This window comes from Methyloversatilis sp. NSM2, assembly GCF_038066675.1.
GTDB classification, from domain to species: Bacteria; Pseudomonadota; Gammaproteobacteria; order Burkholderiales; family Rhodocyclaceae; genus Methyloversatilis; species Methyloversatilis discipulorum_A.
Map to the genome: position 1 here is coordinate 435519 of NZ_JBBUKV010000001.1, position 16112 is coordinate 451630.

The 16112-nt window shown below is 66.9% G+C and carries 13 protein-coding genes; 12 read left to right on the forward strand and 1 reads right to left on the reverse strand.

Annotated elements, in window-relative coordinates; genetic code table 11:
• The first annotated feature begins 9 nt into the window (after positions 1 to 9).
• Both ppnP and WJU27_RS02030 read left to right on the forward strand, forming a co-directional pair.
• Entirely contained in the window at positions 10 to 324 is a 315-nt protein-coding gene (gene ppnP / locus WJU27_RS02025; protein WP_008062806.1) for a pyrimidine/purine nucleoside phosphorylase, read from the forward strand.
• 54 nt (positions 325 to 378) lie between these two features.
• A complete protein-coding gene (locus tag WJU27_RS02030; protein WP_341420979.1) occupies positions 379 to 864 on the forward strand; it encodes a YajQ family cyclic di-GMP-binding protein in 486 nt (161 codons plus the stop codon).
• A 58-nt stretch (positions 865 to 922) separates the two neighbouring features.
• Here WJU27_RS02030 and WJU27_RS02035 read toward each other — a convergent pair whose 3' ends face one another.
• Positions 923 to 1627, reverse strand: a complete 705-nt coding sequence (locus WJU27_RS02035) for a type 1 glutamine amidotransferase (protein WP_341420980.1) — start codon at positions 1625 to 1627, stop codon at positions 923 to 925.
• On the opposite strand from WJU27_RS02035, the gene WJU27_RS02040 reads away from it, so the two are divergent.
• The 10 genes from WJU27_RS02040 to WJU27_RS02085 all read left to right on the forward strand — a co-directional run bounded on the left by WJU27_RS02040 (position 1617) and on the right by WJU27_RS02085 (position 16103).
• The gene (locus WJU27_RS02040; RefSeq protein WP_341420981.1) at positions 1617 to 2282 is read left to right on the forward strand and encodes a retropepsin-like aspartic protease family protein; all 666 of its coding nucleotides are present in this window, start codon (positions 1617 to 1619) and stop codon (positions 2280 to 2282) included. The two genes, WJU27_RS02035 and WJU27_RS02040, sit on opposite strands and share 11 nt — an antisense overlap.
• The gene (locus WJU27_RS02045) at positions 2282 to 2875 is read left to right on the forward strand and encodes a CoA pyrophosphatase (protein ID WP_341420982.1); all 594 of its coding nucleotides are present in this window, start codon (positions 2282 to 2284) and stop codon (positions 2873 to 2875) included. Before WJU27_RS02040 ends, WJU27_RS02045 begins: the two co-directional genes overlap by 1 nt.
• A 139-nt stretch (positions 2876 to 3014) precedes the next feature.
• The gene (locus tag WJU27_RS02050) at positions 3015 to 3941 is read left to right on the forward strand and encodes a CobD/CbiB family protein (protein WP_019917615.1); all 927 of its coding nucleotides are present in this window, start codon (positions 3015 to 3017) and stop codon (positions 3939 to 3941) included.
• 20 nt (positions 3942 to 3961) lie between these two features.
• Entirely contained in the window at positions 3962 to 5149 is a 1188-nt protein-coding gene (gene bktB, locus WJU27_RS02055) for a beta-ketothiolase BktB (protein WP_020165209.1), read from the forward strand.
• 211 nt (positions 5150 to 5360) lie between these two features.
• Positions 5361 to 6782: a circularly permuted type 2 ATP-grasp protein gene (locus WJU27_RS02060; RefSeq protein ID WP_029143767.1), complete on the forward strand. Its 1422-nt coding sequence runs from the start codon at positions 5361 to 5363 to the stop codon at positions 6780 to 6782.
• A 127-nt stretch (positions 6783 to 6909) separates the two neighbouring features.
• Positions 6910 to 7860: an alpha-E domain-containing protein gene (locus WJU27_RS02065; RefSeq protein ID WP_020165207.1), complete on the forward strand. Its 951-nt coding sequence runs from the start codon at positions 6910 to 6912 to the stop codon at positions 7858 to 7860.
• Between the two features lie 11 nt (positions 7861 to 7871).
• Positions 7872 to 8681, forward strand: a complete 810-nt coding sequence (locus WJU27_RS02070) for a transglutaminase family protein (RefSeq protein WP_020165206.1) — start codon at positions 7872 to 7874, stop codon at positions 8679 to 8681.
• 70 nt (positions 8682 to 8751) lie between these two features.
• Positions 8752 to 9486 carry a proteasome-type protease gene (locus WJU27_RS02075; protein ID WP_020165205.1) on the forward strand — a complete coding sequence of 245 codons (735 nt, stop codon included), beginning with the start codon at positions 8752 to 8754 and terminating at the stop codon, positions 9484 to 9486.
• A gap of 121 nt (positions 9487 to 9607) precedes the next feature.
• The gene (locus WJU27_RS02080) at positions 9608 to 12427 is read left to right on the forward strand and encodes a bifunctional glycoside hydrolase 114/ polysaccharide deacetylase family protein (RefSeq protein WP_341420983.1); all 2820 of its coding nucleotides are present in this window, start codon (positions 9608 to 9610) and stop codon (positions 12425 to 12427) included.
• Complete coding sequence (locus tag WJU27_RS02085; RefSeq protein WP_341420984.1) at positions 12390 to 16103, forward strand: tetratricopeptide repeat protein; 3714 nt, start codon at positions 12390 to 12392, stop codon at positions 16101 to 16103. The genes WJU27_RS02080 and WJU27_RS02085 overlap by 38 nt, the downstream gene beginning before the upstream one ends.
• The last annotated feature ends 9 nt before the right edge of the window (positions 16104 to 16112 follow it).

Below are 16112 nucleotides of genomic sequence, written 5' to 3' on the forward strand. Positions count from 1 at the left end.
GAAAAGAACATGTCCCAGTTCGACAACATCAGCGTCGTCAAGAAGGCCAATGTGTACTTCGACGGCAAGTGCGTCAGCCACAGCATCCAGTTCGCCGACGGCACGAAGAAGTCGGTCGGCGTCATCCTGCCGGCCACGCTCACCTTCAATACCGGCGCGCCGGAAATCATGGAAGGCGTGGCGGGCAGCTGCCGCGTGCGCCTGAAGGGGGAGACCGAGTGGAAGACCTATGGTGCGGGTGAGTCCTACAACGTGCCGGGCAACTCGTCATTCGACATCGAAGTGAGTGGCGAGCCCTACCACTACGTCTGCCATTTCGGCTGATCCGCATCACCGGGCGCCGCTTGGCGCCCGCTCGCAGCACACGAGGTTTTCAGCATGCCGTCCTTCGACATCAGTTCCGAAATCGACATGGTCGAACTGCGCAACGCGGTCGACCAGGCGAACAAGGAAATCACCAACCGCTTCGACTTCAAGGGTTCGGACGCGCGCGTGGAGCAGGGCGACAAGCTGCTCACGCTGTTCGCCGACGACGACTTCAAGCTCGACCAGGTCTATGACGTGCTGCTCGGCAAGTTCGCCAAGCGCGGCATCGACGTGCGCTCGGTCGAGCGCGGCGACGCGCAGAAGATCAGCGGCAACAAGATGAAGCAGGAACTCAAGCTCAAGGTCGGTATCGAGAGCGAGTCGGCGAAGAAGATCGTGCGCATCCTGAAGGACAGCAAGCTCAAGGTGCAGGGCAGCATCCAGGGCGAGGAAGTGCGCGTCACCGGCTCCAAACGCGACGTACTGCAGGAAGCGATCGCGCTGCTGCGCAAGCAGGTGACCGACATCCCGCTGCAGTTCGGCAATTTCCGCGACTGAGCGCCGATTCAGGCGCTGCCGCGACCGCTCCCCCGCGGTAGCTGCCCGTTTCCCCTGCTCAGTCCTTCAGGCCTTTGACCCACTTCGCGTAGGCCGTTTCAGCCACGGCGTGCAGCGCTGTCACCCGTGCCTCCAGGTCGCGCTGGATGTCCGCCGGCTGCTGCACTGTCGGCTGTGCCGCGGCCTCGGCGATCTCGTCGGCGCCGCCGGTACACCACGACTTCACCAGATCCTCGGTCATTTCGATGTGGCACTGCATCGCCAGATGCTTGCCCATGGCCCAGGCCTGGTTGTCGCAGCCGTCCGATGCCAGCACCCGGGTGGCGCCGCTTGGCACGGTGAAGGTTTCGCCGTGCCAGTGGAAGGACGGAAAGCGCGACCGGTCACCGAACCATTCGGCCGCCGCCGGGTCGGTGGCATGGACGTCCAGCCAGCCGATCTCCTTGCAGCGATTGGCACCGACGGTGCCGCCGAGCGCTTTCGACATGAGCTGGCCGCCCAGGCAGTGGCCGATCACCGGAATGTCGGCGGCGACCGCCTTGCGTATCAGTTCGAGCACCGGCGGAATCCACGGCAGCGGATCGTTCACGCTCATCGGCCCGCCCATGAAGCAGAGGCCGGCGAAGGCCGACGAATCGGTCGGCACCGGGTCGCCGCAATCCATCGCGAACAGGCGGATTTCACGGCCCAGGCCGTTGATATATGTAGCAAAATGACCGGGTCCTTCGGTCGGACTGTGACGGAACACTGCAATGGGTTTCATCGAAACACCTCCTCGCCGCATTCTAGCCACGCTCGCGCTCGCCGTCCTCGCTGGCGCAAGCGCTGCGCAAGCGGCCGACGTTTCGCTGGCCGGTGTGTTCGGCGGCAAGGCGGTGCTGGTGATCGACGGCGGCACGCCGCGAACGCTGGCACCGGGTGCCCGTTCGCCGGAGGGGGTGAAGCTGCTGTCGGTCGAGGGCGACCGTGCCTGGGTCGACATCGACGGCCGGCGCGTGCAGCTTCGCGTCGGCGAGAACGTGGCGTCGCAGCGCAGCGCCGAAACGTCGGCCTCGGTCATCCACCTGAACGCCGATCAGCAGGGGCACTTCTCCGCCGATGGGTCGATCAATGGCGTGCCGATGAAATTCCTGCTCGATACCGGCGCTACCGTGATCGCGATGGACCGTAACCATGCCCGACGTGCGGGGATCGACCTGTCCCGCGCAGAGGCGATACCGGTGCAGACCGCCAACGGTGTTGTTCGCGCCTGGCGCGTCCGGCTCGCGAGCGTGAAGCTTGGCAGCGTGACCCAGGCCAATGTCGAAGCGGCCGTGATGGATGCCGAAATGCCGCAGGTGCTGCTCGGCATGAGTTTCCTGAACCGCATGGACATGCAGCGCAACGGACAGGTCATGACCTTGAGGCAGCGCTTCTGATGGACTTTACCGCGCCCGCTGCAGGCTTCGATATCGATCGCCTGCGTACCCGTCTGTCTTTGCCGGCGACGCAGCCAGACGTTCGCTTCGCCGGTTTCACGCCGGCGGCTGTACTGGTCCCGGTGGTGGTCGGCGGGGTCGAGCCGACGCTGCTGCTGACCCGGCGCAGCGCCCATCTGCACGATCACCCGGGCCAGATCGCCTTCCCCGGCGGTCGCGTCGATGCCGGCGACACGTCGCCCGAGGCGACCGCCCTGCGCGAAGCGCAGGAAGAAATCGGCCTGGCGCCGGAGCAGGTCGAACTGATCGGCCGCCTGCCGGATTACTACATCACCGCCAGCGGCTTTCGCGTTACTCCGGTGGTCGGACTGTTGCGCACACCGCTGCAGCTGCAGCTCGACGCTTTCGAGGTGGCCGAGGCCTTCGAGACGCCGCTGTCCTTCCTGCTCGATCCGGCCAACCGGCGACGCGGCAGCATCGAACACCAGGGCATCACCCGCGAATTCTGGGCCATGCCCTGGCAGGGCTACGACATCTGGGGCGCCACTGCCGGCATGATCGTCAGCTTCGCCGAACACCTGCTGAAGGACTGAAGCTGCCGGGCGGCATGACGGTCACCGGGCGACCGGCCGGCTGCACGACCTGCCGGGTTCGTCGGGATGACGGCTTGCAAGGCTCCCGCAAGCTTCACTGTGATATCGTCCGCATGCTCGTAAGGCGATAACGCATCACATGACCTGGCTGTCTCTTTTTGTCGCACTGCTGATCGAGCAGTACAAACCGCTTTCCTATGAGCGCGTCGTCGCAGGCCCTCTTGCCCGCTATGCGGCCTGGTTCGAACAGCGCCTGAACGCCGGCGAGGCGCGCCACGGTGTGGTCGCGTGGTCGCTGGCCGTCGGCCTGCCGGTGGCGGCCGTCTGGTTCCTCTATCTTTTCCTCGTCTGGATCAACCCGGTGCTCGGCTGGGTGCTCAATGTCATCGTGCTCTACGTGACCATGGGCTTCCGCCAGTTCAGCCACCATTTCGAAGCCACCGCCGACGCACTGCGTGCCGGCGACACCGACACCGCGCGGCGCGAACTGGGCAACTGGCTGTCGCGCAACACCGACCGGATGAAGCAGGAGGAGATCGCCCGTCTGGCGATCGAACAGGGCCTGCTGGCGGCGCATCGCCATGTGTTCGCACCGCTGGCGCTGTTCGCGCTGCTGCCTGGGCCGACCGGCCCCTTGCTCTATCGCCTGACCGAACGCCTGTCATGGTCGTGGGCACGGCGCGAAAACATCGAGTTCGGTGCCTTCGGCCGCTTCGCGCGGAACATGTACGAATGGCTGGATTTCATCCCTGTGCGCATGACTGCCGCGACCTTCGCCATCGTTGGCGACTTCGAGGACGCCGTGCATTGCTGGCGCACGCAGGCCGCAAAATGGCCTGAGCAGGCGGCGGGCATTCTGCTCGCCAGCGGCGGCGGGGCGCTCGGCGTGAAGCTCGGCGCACCGCTGTTCGAACTCGGCGAAGTCGCGGACCGGCCCGAACTGGGCATGGGCGACGACGCCGATGTTGATCTCATGCAAAGCGCGATCGGCCTTGTTTGGCGCACACTTATATTTTGTCTTCTTTTGCTCGGCCTGCTCACGCTGGCTGGCTATGTCGGTAGCTGATTTCAACGGAGGTGGTACTGATGGCTGACAAGAGAGAAGTGGTGATCGTAGGTGCTGCACGTACGCCGATCGGCGCATACGGCGGTTCGCTGAAGGACTTCACGGCCTGCGATCTGGGCGCGCACGTGGTCAAGGCCGCCTTCGCGCGCGCCGGCGTCGACGCGAAGGAAGCGCAGCATCTGGTGCTGGGCAACGTGATCCACACCGAAGCCCGCGACATGTATGTGTCGCGCGTGGTGGCGATCAACGGCGGCATGTCGAAGGAATCGTGCGCCATGGGCGTGAACCGCCTGTGCGGCTCGGGCTTCCAGGCCATCGTGTCGGCGGCCAACGCGATCCAGCTCGGCGATGCCGACTGCGCAGTCGGTGGCGGCGTCGAAACGATGAGCCGTGGTGGTTACCTGATGCCGGCGGCCCGCTGGGGCGCCCGCATGAACGACACCAAGATGATCGACATGATGGTCGGCGCGCTGACCGATCCGTTCGACACGGTGCACATGGGCATCACCGCGGAAAACATCGCCAGCCAGTTCGGCTTCAACCGCGAGGAGCAGGATGCCTTCGCCGTCGCCTCGCACCAGAAGGCCGCTGCGGCGACCGACGCCGGCCACTTCAAGTCGCAGATCGCTCCGCTGGAAGTGGTGACCAAGAAGGGCACCACCGTCATCGACACCGACGAGCACTTCCGCCGTGACGCCTCGCTCGAAGGCATGGCCAAGCTGCGCCCGGTGTTCAAGAAGGACGGTTCGGTCACCGCCGGCAATGCCTCGGGCATCAACGACGGCGCCGCTGCCATCGTCATGATGGAAGCCGGTGCGGCCGCCCGCGCTGGCGCCAAGCCGCTGGCCCGTCTGGTGTCCTACGCGGTGGCCGGCGTCGATCCGACCATCATGGGTACCGGCCCGATCCCGGCGGTCAAGCTGGCGCTGCAGCGTGCCGGTCTGAAGGCATCCGATCTCGACGTGATCGAATCGAACGAAGCCTTCGCCGTGCAGGCCATGTGCTGCACGCGCGAACTGGGTCTGGACCCGGCCAAGGTGAACCCGAACGGCGGCGCCGTCGGTCTGGGTCACCCGGTCGGTGCGACCGGCGCCATCCTGACCGTCAAGTGCCTGTACGAACTGCAGCGCACCGGTGGTCGCTACGGCCTGATCACCATGTGTATCGGTGGTGGCCAGGGCATTGCGGGCATCATCGAACGCATCTGATCGCCGCTTCATCGGTCTGAAAAAACGCCCCGCCCAGTGCGGGGCGTTTTCGTTTCAACACCTTGCACCACATGAATCCGGGCTTCGCACCCGCTTGGTGCGTAAAACCCTTCAAAGCGGAAGGTTTCCAGTCCTGGCGCCGTTTTCCGGCATGGCACATTTTTCGCTGAATGCGGATACGCGCCAAACAATCACACGAGACAACCCGATCATGGCCAACCCGTCCTCGATCTATGACGAAATGAACGGCGCCGACGGCACGGTGCGCGCTCATTACGCCGGCTACCAGAAGTGGCTGGCGGAAACACCGCCGGAGCGCATCGCGCAAAAGCGTGCCGAAGCGGATCTGGTGTTCCACCGGGTCGGCATTACCTTCGCGGTCTACGGCGAAGAAGAGGGCAAGGAACGTCTGATTCCGTTCGACGTCGTGCCGCGCATCATCCCCGCCCAGGAATGGAAGCAATTGGCCGCCGGCCTGCGTCAGCGCGTGAAGGCGCTGAACATGTTCCTGCACGACGTCTACCACGACCAGGAGATCATCAAGGCCGGCAAGATTCCGGCCGAGCAGGTGCTGTCGAACAGCCAGTACCGGCCGGAAATGCAGGGCGTCGATGTGCCGGGCGGCATCTACGCCCACATCGCCGGCGTCGACGTCGTGCGCGCCGGGGCGGGCGAGTTCTATGTGCTGGAGGACAACCTGCGTGTGCCGTCCGGCGTGTCCTACATGCTGGAGGACCGCCGCATGATGATGCGGCTGTTCCCGGAACTGTTCTCGCGCTACCGCGTGGCGCCGGTCGAGCACTACCCGGACATGCTGCTGAGCAATCTGCGGGCGGTCGCACCGGCCGGCGTACTCGACCCGACCGTCATCGTGCTGACGCCGGGCGCCTACAACTCGGCCTACTTCGAACACGCCTTCCTCGCCCAGCAGATGGGCGTCGAACTGGTCGAGGGGCAGGATCTCTTCGTGCGCGACGAGCATCTGTACATGCGCACCACTCAGGGACCGCAGCGCGTCGATGTGATCTATCGCCGCATCGACGACGACTTCCTCGATCCGCTGGCCTTCCGCGCCGATTCCATGCTGGGCGTGCCGGGCCTGCTGCAGGTCTATCGCGCCGGCCACGTAACGCTGGCCAACGCGATCGGCACCGGGGTGGCGGACGACAAGTCCATCTATCCCTACGTGCCGGACATGATCCGTTTCTACCTCGGCGAGGAGCCGCTGCTGAACAACGTGCCCACCTATATGTGCCGCAAGAAGGAGGACCTCGCCTACGTACTGGCCCACCTCGACGAGCTGGTGGTCAAGGAAACGCACGGCGCCGGCGGCTACGGCATGCTGATCGGGCCGCGTGCGTCGAAGGAGGAGATCGAGCGTTTCCGTCAGCTGCTGACCGAGACGCCGGAGCGCTACATCGCGCAACCGACGCTGTCGCTGTCGGCCTGCCCGACCTTCGTCGACGCTGGCATCGCGCCGCGCCATATCGACCTGCGCCCCTTCGTGCTGTCCGGCAAGGACATCAACATGGTGCCCGGCGGTCTGACCCGGGTGGCGCTGCGCGAAGGCTCTCTGGTGGTGAATTCGTCGCAGGGCGGCGGCACCAAGGACACCTGGGTGCTGGAGGTCTGAGGATGGATACCCCCACGCTCACTTTGTTCGCTGCCCCCCGAGGGGGCTGCGCTCGCCCTTGGGGCGGCCCTGCGGGCGGCGCGACCGCTTCGTTCATCGACCCCGCCGATCACAGGATGATGCTCCCATGCTGAGCCGAACCGCAGACCACCTTTACTGGATGGCGCGCTACATTGAGCGCGCCGAGAATGTTGCCCGCATGCTGGACGTGAATTACCGGATGTCCATGGTGCCGCAGGCCGATGGCGGCATCGATGCCGGCTGGGGTGCGACGCTGTCGATCACCGGTCTGGAGGACGCCTTCCGCGCCAAGTACCCGGCAGCGACGATGGAATCCGTGCTCGAATTCATGGTGTTCGACGGCAGCAATCCTTCGTCCATCATGAGCTGCCTGCGCATGGCGCGCGAAAACGCACACGCGGTGCGCGGCACCATCACGTCGGAAATGTGGGAAACCACCAACGACACCTGGCTCAAGATGCGCGACTACCCGCGCTGGAAACTGTCGGGCAGCGAGATCGGCGAATTCTTCGAGTGGGTGAAGTTCCGCTCGCATCTGTCGCGCGGCGTCACGCTGGGCACCATGCTGCGCGACGAAGCCTTTCACTTCATCCGTCTCGGCACCTTCCTCGAACGGGCCGACGCGACCGCGCGCTTCATCGACGTGAAGTACCACATGCTGGTCGACGGCAAGGCGCCACCCGACGCGGCCGCCGATTACTACCAGTGGAGCGCGCTGCTGCGTTCGGTGTCGGCCTTCGAGGTCTATCGCAAGGTGTATCGCGACCTGATCACGCCGGTGAAGGTGACCGAACTGCTGATCCTGAACGACCAGATGCCGCGCTCACTGCGTACCAGCATGGTCGAGGTGTACGAAAACCTGCTGGCGGTGTCGAACTACCGCTCGAAGGAAACCCAGCGCCGTGCCGGCGAACTGCAGGCCAGCCTGAAGTTCGGCCGCATCGAGGACGTGTTCGCGCGCGGGCTGCACGAGTACCTGACGCAGTTCATCGTGCGCGTGAACGACCTTGGCAACCGCATTTCAAACGATTTCCTGGTTCCGATGTCATCCAGTTGAAGGAGATCGCCATGCTGCTCGATATCCGTCACGAAACCACGCTGCAGTACGCCAGCCCGGTCAACTACAGCATCCAGCAGTTGCGGCTTACGCCGCGCGAGGACTCGACCCAGCGGCCGCTGAACTGGCGCGTGCAGGCGCCGGGCAGCGCGCGCCGCTCGGTCGATGCGCACGGCAACATCGGTCACCTGCTGACGCTGGACCGGCCGCACAGCGAACTTTCCATCGTCGTCAGCGGCACCGTGCGGCTGACCGACGCCGACGCGTGGATGCCGCGCGACAGCGGCACGCTGTCGCCGCTGTCCTATCTGGCCGGCACGCGACTGACTGAAGCCGACGAACAGGCGCACGCAATGGCGGCCAGCCACCTGCGTGCGCGGCGCGATACCGTGGGCGAACTGCTGGATCTCAGCGGTGCGGTGTGCGGCGCCGTGCGGCATCAGCCGGACTGCCTGCCGCCGGGTGGCGCGTCCATCGCGCTGGACGCCGGCTTCGGCTGCAGCGCCGACATCGCGCATGCCTTCATCGCCTGCTGCCGCGCCGCCGGATTGCCGGCACGTTACGTCAGTGGCTACCTGATCGATGCCGCCGGCGAGTGGGCGGCGCCGCACGCCTGGGTTGACGTATGGCTGGCCAGCGGGCCGGCACCCGGCGGCGAAGCCGGCTGGGTCAGCGTCGACGTGCTCGAACGCGCGCTGGCCGGCCACGGCTATTGCCGGCTGGCGGTCGGGCGCGACCATCTCGATGCCTGCCCGGTGCGCATGGCCGGCGGCGAGGCGGTCACGCGCACGCTCACCCGGGTGTCCATCCACACCCACTGACGCACTGCCGCACCGGGCAGCGCGCGCGCTGTCCGTCTAACATTCAACTTTTCCCTGACGGAAATCCGCCATGACCTACTGCGTGGGCATGCTGCTCGACGCCGGGCTCGTATGCCTGTCCGATTCGCGCACCAATGCCGGTGTCGATCACATCAACACCTTCCGCAAGATGAATCTGTTCGAGCGCCCGGGCGAGCGCGTGCTGGTGCTGATGAGCGCCGGCAATCTCGCGCTGACGCAGACGCTGGTGAGCCTGCTGCGCGAGCGTCTCGCCACCGACGGGCCCAACCTGTACACGGTGACGAACATGTTCGAGGCGGCGCGCCACGTCGGTGACTGTCTGCGCGAGGTCCACGCGCGCGACGCCGAGGCGCTGAAGGAATTCGGCATCGAATTCAACGCCAGCCTCATCCTCGGCGGCCAGATACTGGGCGAGGAGCCGCGGCTGTTCCAGATCTACGCCGCCGGCAACTTCATCGAGGCGACGCGCGACACGCCGTACTTCCAGATCGGCGAGGCGAAGTACGGCAAGCCCATCATCGACCGCGTCATCCGCCCGGAAACCACGCTGGACGAGGCGGCCAAGTGTGCGCTGATCTCGATGGATTCGACCATCCGCTCCAACCTGTCGGTCGGGCTGCCGCTGGACCTGCTGGTGCTGCGCACCGGCGCGCTGAAAGTGTGCTCGCACACCCGCATCGACGCCGAGAACGCCTATTTCGAAATGATCCGCACGCGCTGGGGTGAAAGCCTGCGCGAAGCGTTCCACGCGTTGCCGTCGCCAGACTGGATCCCGCCCGCCTGATCGCGTCTCCGACGGCGCGAGAGCGTTGTGCAGCGCAAATTTTGCGCAAGTCGGGCCTGCAAGCTAAAGGTTCCCCCACAATGCGCCGTTCACCGGAAACCCTGTCGGCGCCCGTGACCTGATGCTTTCGACCCTTCGTTCGCTGCACCGTCCGTTCCTGTCGCATTTCTTCTGTCTGCTCTGCTTCGCCGTGCCTGCATTCCTCGTCGTGGCGGACCGGGCGCAGGCGGGCGAACTGCCGTCGGTTGCGCTGCACTATGGTGCCGATGCGCCGCTGGCGGCGATGAAGGCCTTCGACATCGCCGTGGTCGAACCGGACCACGGTTTCGACCCGGCCGCCTACCGCGGGCAGGGGCGTTCCGAACTGTTCGCCTATGTCAGCGTGGGCGAGGTGCATCCGACCCGCCCTTACGCGGCACGTATCCCGGAAGCCTGGCGCATCGGTCGCAATCAGGCCTGGAAATCCGTCGTGATCGACCAGGCGCAGCCTGCGTGGCCGGCCTTCTTTGCCGAACAGGTGATCGCGCCGCTGTGGGCACGCGGCTATCGCGGCTTCTTTCTCGACACGCTGGATTCCTACCATCTGGTCAATGGCGTCGACGTCGTCGCCCAGCAGCAGGGCATGGTGGCCGTGGTGCGGCAACTGCGCAGCCGCTTTCCCGGCATCCGCCTCATCTTCAACCGCGGCTTCGAACTGCTGCCCGATCTGCGCGACGAGGTCTATGCGGTCGCTGCCGAATCGCTTTACCGCGGCTGGGACGCGAAGAAGAAGCGCTATGTCGAGGTCGGGCAGTCCGACCGCGACTGGCTGCTCGGACAGCTGCTGACTGCGCGCGACAAATACGGCGTGACGGCGATCGCCATCGACTACGTAGCACCCGCCGCACGGGAACTTGCGCGCGACACCGCGCGGCGCATCCATGCGCACGGCATCGTGCCCTACGTCACCGACGGCGATCTGCGGCACCTGGGCGTCGGCCTGATCGAGGTGCTGCCGCGCAAGATCCTGTTCCTGTACAACAGCCGCGAGGCGGCGCGCGTCAATGTGTCGGGCGCCCACCGCTACGCCGAGATGCCGGTGAATCACCTCGGTTACGTGGCGGACTATGTCGACGTGAACCAGCCGCTGCCGGACACCGTGCCGGCCGCCGAGTACGCGGGCGTCGTGAGCTGGTTCGACGGTCATGTCCCGCCTGCGCGCGCGACCGTGCTGGCACGCTGGATGGCGGCGCGCATCGCCGAAGGCACCCGGCTGGCGGTGTTCGGCTCCTTCGGCTTCGAGCCGGCTGGCGACTTCCTGCGCGAGGCTGGCCTTGCATCGGTCGCGCCGGCACGCGGGCGGCTCGACATCGCGATGGCCGATCCGTCGGTCGGCTTCGAATCACCGCCGATTCCGGAGCGCGGACGGCTGGAACGGGTACGCGTCGATGTCGATGCGGCACGGACGTTGCTCACCGTGGCGGACGCCGACGGCAAGCGCTACGACGCGGTGGCGCAGATGCCCTGGGGCGGCTTTGCGCTGCATCCTTTCGCCATCCGCGTGCTTCCGCTGGAGGAGGCGCAGACGCGCTGGATCGTCGAACCTTTCGCCTTCATCCGCGATGCACTCGCGCTGCCGCCTTTGCCGGTGCCCGACACCACGACGCTGAGCGGGCGCCGCATGTTCTTCGCCCACATCGACGGCGACGGCTTCGCATCACATTCTGAAATGAAGGGTCGTCGGCTGGCTGCCGAGGTGCTGCTCGATGACGTACTGAAGCGCTACGCCTTGCCGCACGCGATGTCGGTGATCGAGATCGAAACCAGCGCGCAGGGGCCGTACGCGAAGGATTCGGCCGAAATGGAGTCGGTCGCGCGCCGCATGTTCGCGCTGCCGAACGTCGAGATCGCGTCGCACAGCTACACCCACCCGTTCTACTGGGACAGTGTCGAGCGCGGCGAGGTGAAGCAGGCGCTGCAGGGTTACTCGCTCGCACCCGAAGGCTACGTGCCGTCGCTGGAGCGCGAGATCGCCGGCTCGGTCGACTACATCCGCAGCCGCCTTGCACCGCCAGGCAAGCCGGTGGGCCTGATGCTGTGGACCGGCGACGCGGCACCGACCGAAGCCGCGCTGGAAATGGTCGAGCGTCTCGGCATGGTGCAGATGAATGGCGGCTATACGGTGGCGAGCCGGCTCTATCCCAGCCTGGCCGCCGTGTCGGCACTCGGTACCTGGCAGGGGCGGCGCTTTCACGTTCATGCGCCGATCATGAACGAGAACGTCTACACCAATCTGTGGACCGGTCCGTTCTACGGTTTCGAGCGCGTCACCGAAACCTTCGATTTCACCGACAAGCCGCGCCGGCTCAAGCCGATCAACATCTACTACCACACCTATTCGGCGAGCAAGCAGGCGGCGCTGGAAGCGCTGCACAAGGTGTACCGGCACGCGCTGGCGCAGCCGGTGCATCCGGTCTACCCGAGCGAATACGTGCGCATCGCGATGAACTTCAACGATGTGGTGCTGGCGCGTACGCTCGATGGCGAGCGTTACCGGGTGCGCAACGCGCCCCACCTGCGTACGCTGCGCCTGCCGCGCGAACTGGGCGTACCCGACCTGCCGGCGTCGACCGGCGTGGCCGGCTTCCGCGACGACGGCGAGGGGCGCTATGTGCACCTTGCCGCGGACGAGGTGGAACTGCGTCTTGCCGCGGTCGATGCGCGCCTGCCGATGCTGGCCGACGCCAACGCCCGCATTCTGTCGGCGACGCGCGACGGCGAGCTGTACCGTTTCGAACTGCGCGCCCACGTGCCGCTGGAGTTCGCGCTGGCGAACGCCGAGCGCTGCAGCGTTTCCGCCGACGGCCGCGCACTCGCCGCGCAGCGCCGCGACGGCGCGCTGACCCACTTCCGACTGAGCGCCCATGCTGCGACGATCGAGCTACGCTGCCGCCTCGCTTGAGCGACCGCGTCTGGTCGCGCCGCACGTGCTGCTGGGCATCGGTGCGCTGGTCGGCGTGCTGCTGGTGCTGCTCTATCCCTATCAGGCGCTGGTGCAATACACGATCAACGCCACGCGTGGCGACACGCTCACGGTGGCCTATCTGCGCAACCTGCTGCGCACCGATCCGCGGAACCCGGAACTGCGGCTGGCGCTCGTGCGGCAGTCGCTCGCGCGGCGCGACTACGAACAGGCGCGTGCCGATCTGGCGCCGCTGCTAGCGAATGGCGTCGATCGTGACACGCTGACCGAAGCACGCTGGGTCGACTGGACGCTGTACGAGAGCGAGTTGCTGTCGACGGCGCCGTGGTCGTCACGCCACGTCGAGCTTGAGGCGCAGCTGCCGCAGCGCCTGCGCGATGCGGTGGCGATAGACGGCCTCAACGAAATCAACCGGATGTCGCTGGTGCAGCGCGCGCTGTCGCGCGGACAGGCGCTGCTGGCGCTGGACCTGATCGCCACCTTCCAGCGCGACGGCAGCGCGGTCGATCCGCGCCTGTACGGTCAGGCGGCGGCGGAACTGCTGGGGCAGGGCGAGTACGAGGGCGCGGCGCGCATGCTGCTGCTGCAGCGCAGCCGCGAGCCCGACGCAGCGGTCCGTCGCCAGCTCTTCCTGCAGGCGCTGCGTACGCTGCAATCGGGCAATCTGCTCGATCTTGCGCTCGACACCGCAGAGCGCGAGATCGGCGAACTGGCGAACGACACCGAAGTGCTCTACTACCTGGTCACGCTGGCGCGCGCCGCCAATCGTCCGGAGGCGGCCGCCCGTTACGCGAAGCAGATGCTGAAGCTGTCGCTGCAGCAGCAGTGGCGCCGCGCCATGCTCGCGCAGGCCGGCTTCGACGCGCAGCCGTGGCGCGTCGCCACCGGCGCGGGCCCCGACTTGCCCTTCGACGACAAGATCTACACGCTGGGTTACGAAGCCTTTCTCGGCAACCGTCAGCTCGACGACGCACAGCGCGTGGCCGCCTCGGCGGTGCGTCAGGCGCCGGACGACATGAAGTGGCGCGAGCGTCTGGCCACCGTGTCCGAATGGGCCGGCCAGCCGCAGCAGGCGCTGGACCAGTGGCTCGTGCTGGCGCAGCGTACCAATCGCGAAGACGCATGGGATGCCGTGCTGCGGCTGGCGCCGGGCCTGCTCGACGATGAGGCGCTGCTGCCGGCGCTGCAGCACCGGCTGCGCCGCACGCCGGGTGACATGCGTCTGCTGGGCGAGATCGTCGCCGCCTACGAACGGCTGGGTCGGCCGCGCGAGGGCATCGCCTTCCTGCAGAAGATCACCGCCAGCTCACCCACGCCGCAGGCGCTGAAGGCGCTGGCTGATCTGGCCGAACGTGCCGGCGACATCGACCTCGCGCTGGCCACGCTGGCGCGCCTTGATACCGTCGTTGCGCCGGAGCCGGCGCGTGCGTCGCGCCGCGCCGCGCTGCTCATCGTGCGCAGCCGCTTCGATGACGCGATGCAGGCACTCGAATCGGCCAAGGCGGTGGCGACCGACGCCGACCGCGACTACTGGCGGCTGTATTCCTCGCTCGCCCTGCTGCTGCAGGACGACGACCGGGCGCGTGCCGCACTGGAGCGCGTGACGCGTTTCGACGATTCAGACGCCTTCGAGCTGGCCGACCTGATCGAACTGCTGACCGACGTCGCGCCGCTGGCGGCGGCACGCGAGGCCGAGCGCGGCTGGCGCCGCTACGGCGACACGCCTTGGCTGATGCGCACGCTCGACCTGTACGTGTTCGCCGGCCGGCCGCAGGACGTCGGCCGCATCATCGGCGACATGAGCGCTGCACAGCTGGCCGAGGCCGAGCGCGTGCCGCTGTTCCTGCAGATGCGCGCGCAGTGGCATCAGTCGGCCGGACGCCGCGATCTCGCCTTCGCCGACTTCAGCGCCGCACTGACGCTGGTGCCGGATTCGGCCGACGTGCGCTCGGCGCTGCTGTGGCTGCTGATAGACGGCAACGAGGTGCGCGCGCTGCGCGATCTGCTGCTGCGCAGGGAACAGGCGTGGGCGCAGGACGAAGCGCTGCACGACGCGCTGGCCGCGGCCTGGCAGGCGCTGTCGCGCCCGCAGGTGGCGCTCGACCGCTACATGCTGCCGCGTTTCGGCCGCAAGCGTGGCGACTTCCTGTGGATGATGAATGTCGCCGACGCGCTGGAACAGAACCAGGAAGTCGACCGTGCCTGGCGCCTGCGGCAGACACTGTGGGCACAGGAGCGACCGCGGCTGGGCGAACTGGCCGCCGGCGACATCGGCCAGCTGCAGAGACTGGCACGGGTGCGTCTGGCGCGGGCACAGCAGCCGGGCGATGCGTCGCACGCGCTGCTGCGCGAGGTGCTGCGGCTGGACCGCGCTCCGGACGGCCAGTGGTTGCCGGCGGCGCGCGAACTGGCGCTGTCCTGGTTCATCGACCGCGGCGAGTACGACGCGGTGCGCGGCTTCCTGTGGCACCAGTACGGACGCGCGCTGAACCGCCCGCTGTGGGCCGACATCACCGCCGCGCTCGGGCAGGGCGACGTCGCGGCGGTCGGCGCACTGCTCGAAACCTGGGACGAGCGTCTGCCGCGCTACGACCGCGTGAACAGCGCGCGCCTGGTCGGCGACCTGCGTCGTGCGCAGACGGCCGCGTTCGAGACGATGGATGCCCAGCGCGACGACGCGCCGCTGCACCTGCAGCTGTCCGACGCGATGCTCGATTACGCGCACCGTTTCGATCTCGACATCGCGCAGCGCGAACTGGGTGGCATCGACGAGCGGCAGGCGAGCGCCACGCTGGACATGGCGGTCGCGCCCGATCTGCGCATGAGTTTCGAATTCGGCTCGATCTCGCGCAGCCGCGGCGACAACACGCAATTCTCCGCGGTGCCGGGCGAAAGCAGCTATCTGCTCGGCAAGCTCGCGTGGATGCACGACGACGGCACCACCCGCATCACGCTCGGCCAGCGCGACGGATTCGAAACCATCCACCCGTTCGCCATCGAGCGCGAGCAGCGCATCGACAACCGGCTCAGCGCGTCGGCCGGCGTCGGCATCGACATGCCGGCGACCGAGAACCTAGGCCTGCGCGCGGCCGGCATGCGCGACCAGATCGACCTGCGCGCCAGCTACCGCGTGTCGCGCTACGACCGCGTCGGCGTGCAGTTGGGCGGCTATCGCTACCGGGCGCAGAACGGCCTGTCCATCGGCAGCGGCCGTCTGTGGCAGGCCGAGCTGGTGCATTCGATCCGCACCGAACTGCCCGATCTCGAGGTCAGCGCCTATGTCGCCGGCTACCGCTTCAGCCCGTCCGACATCGATCTCGCCGACGCGCGGGCGGTCGAGATCAAGCAGCGCCTGTTCGCCGGCAGCGACGCCGACGCCACGGCGCTGCGTCCGCAAAGCTTCAATCTGCAGGGGCTCCGGCTCACGCACAACATCCGCCTGCTGCGCGATTACACGAAGGCGCTGCGTCCGTTCGGCTCGATCGGCGTATCGAACAACAGCGTCGCCGGCGCCGGGTACGACGTGTCGCTGGGCGTGGCCGGTAGCCTGCTCGGTACCGATCATTTTTCGCTGTCCTGGCGACAGGACAAGGGCGGTGGTGGCATCTTCGCGCGCACCACCGAATTCGCACTGCATTACCGACTGTTTTTCTGAACCGGGAGA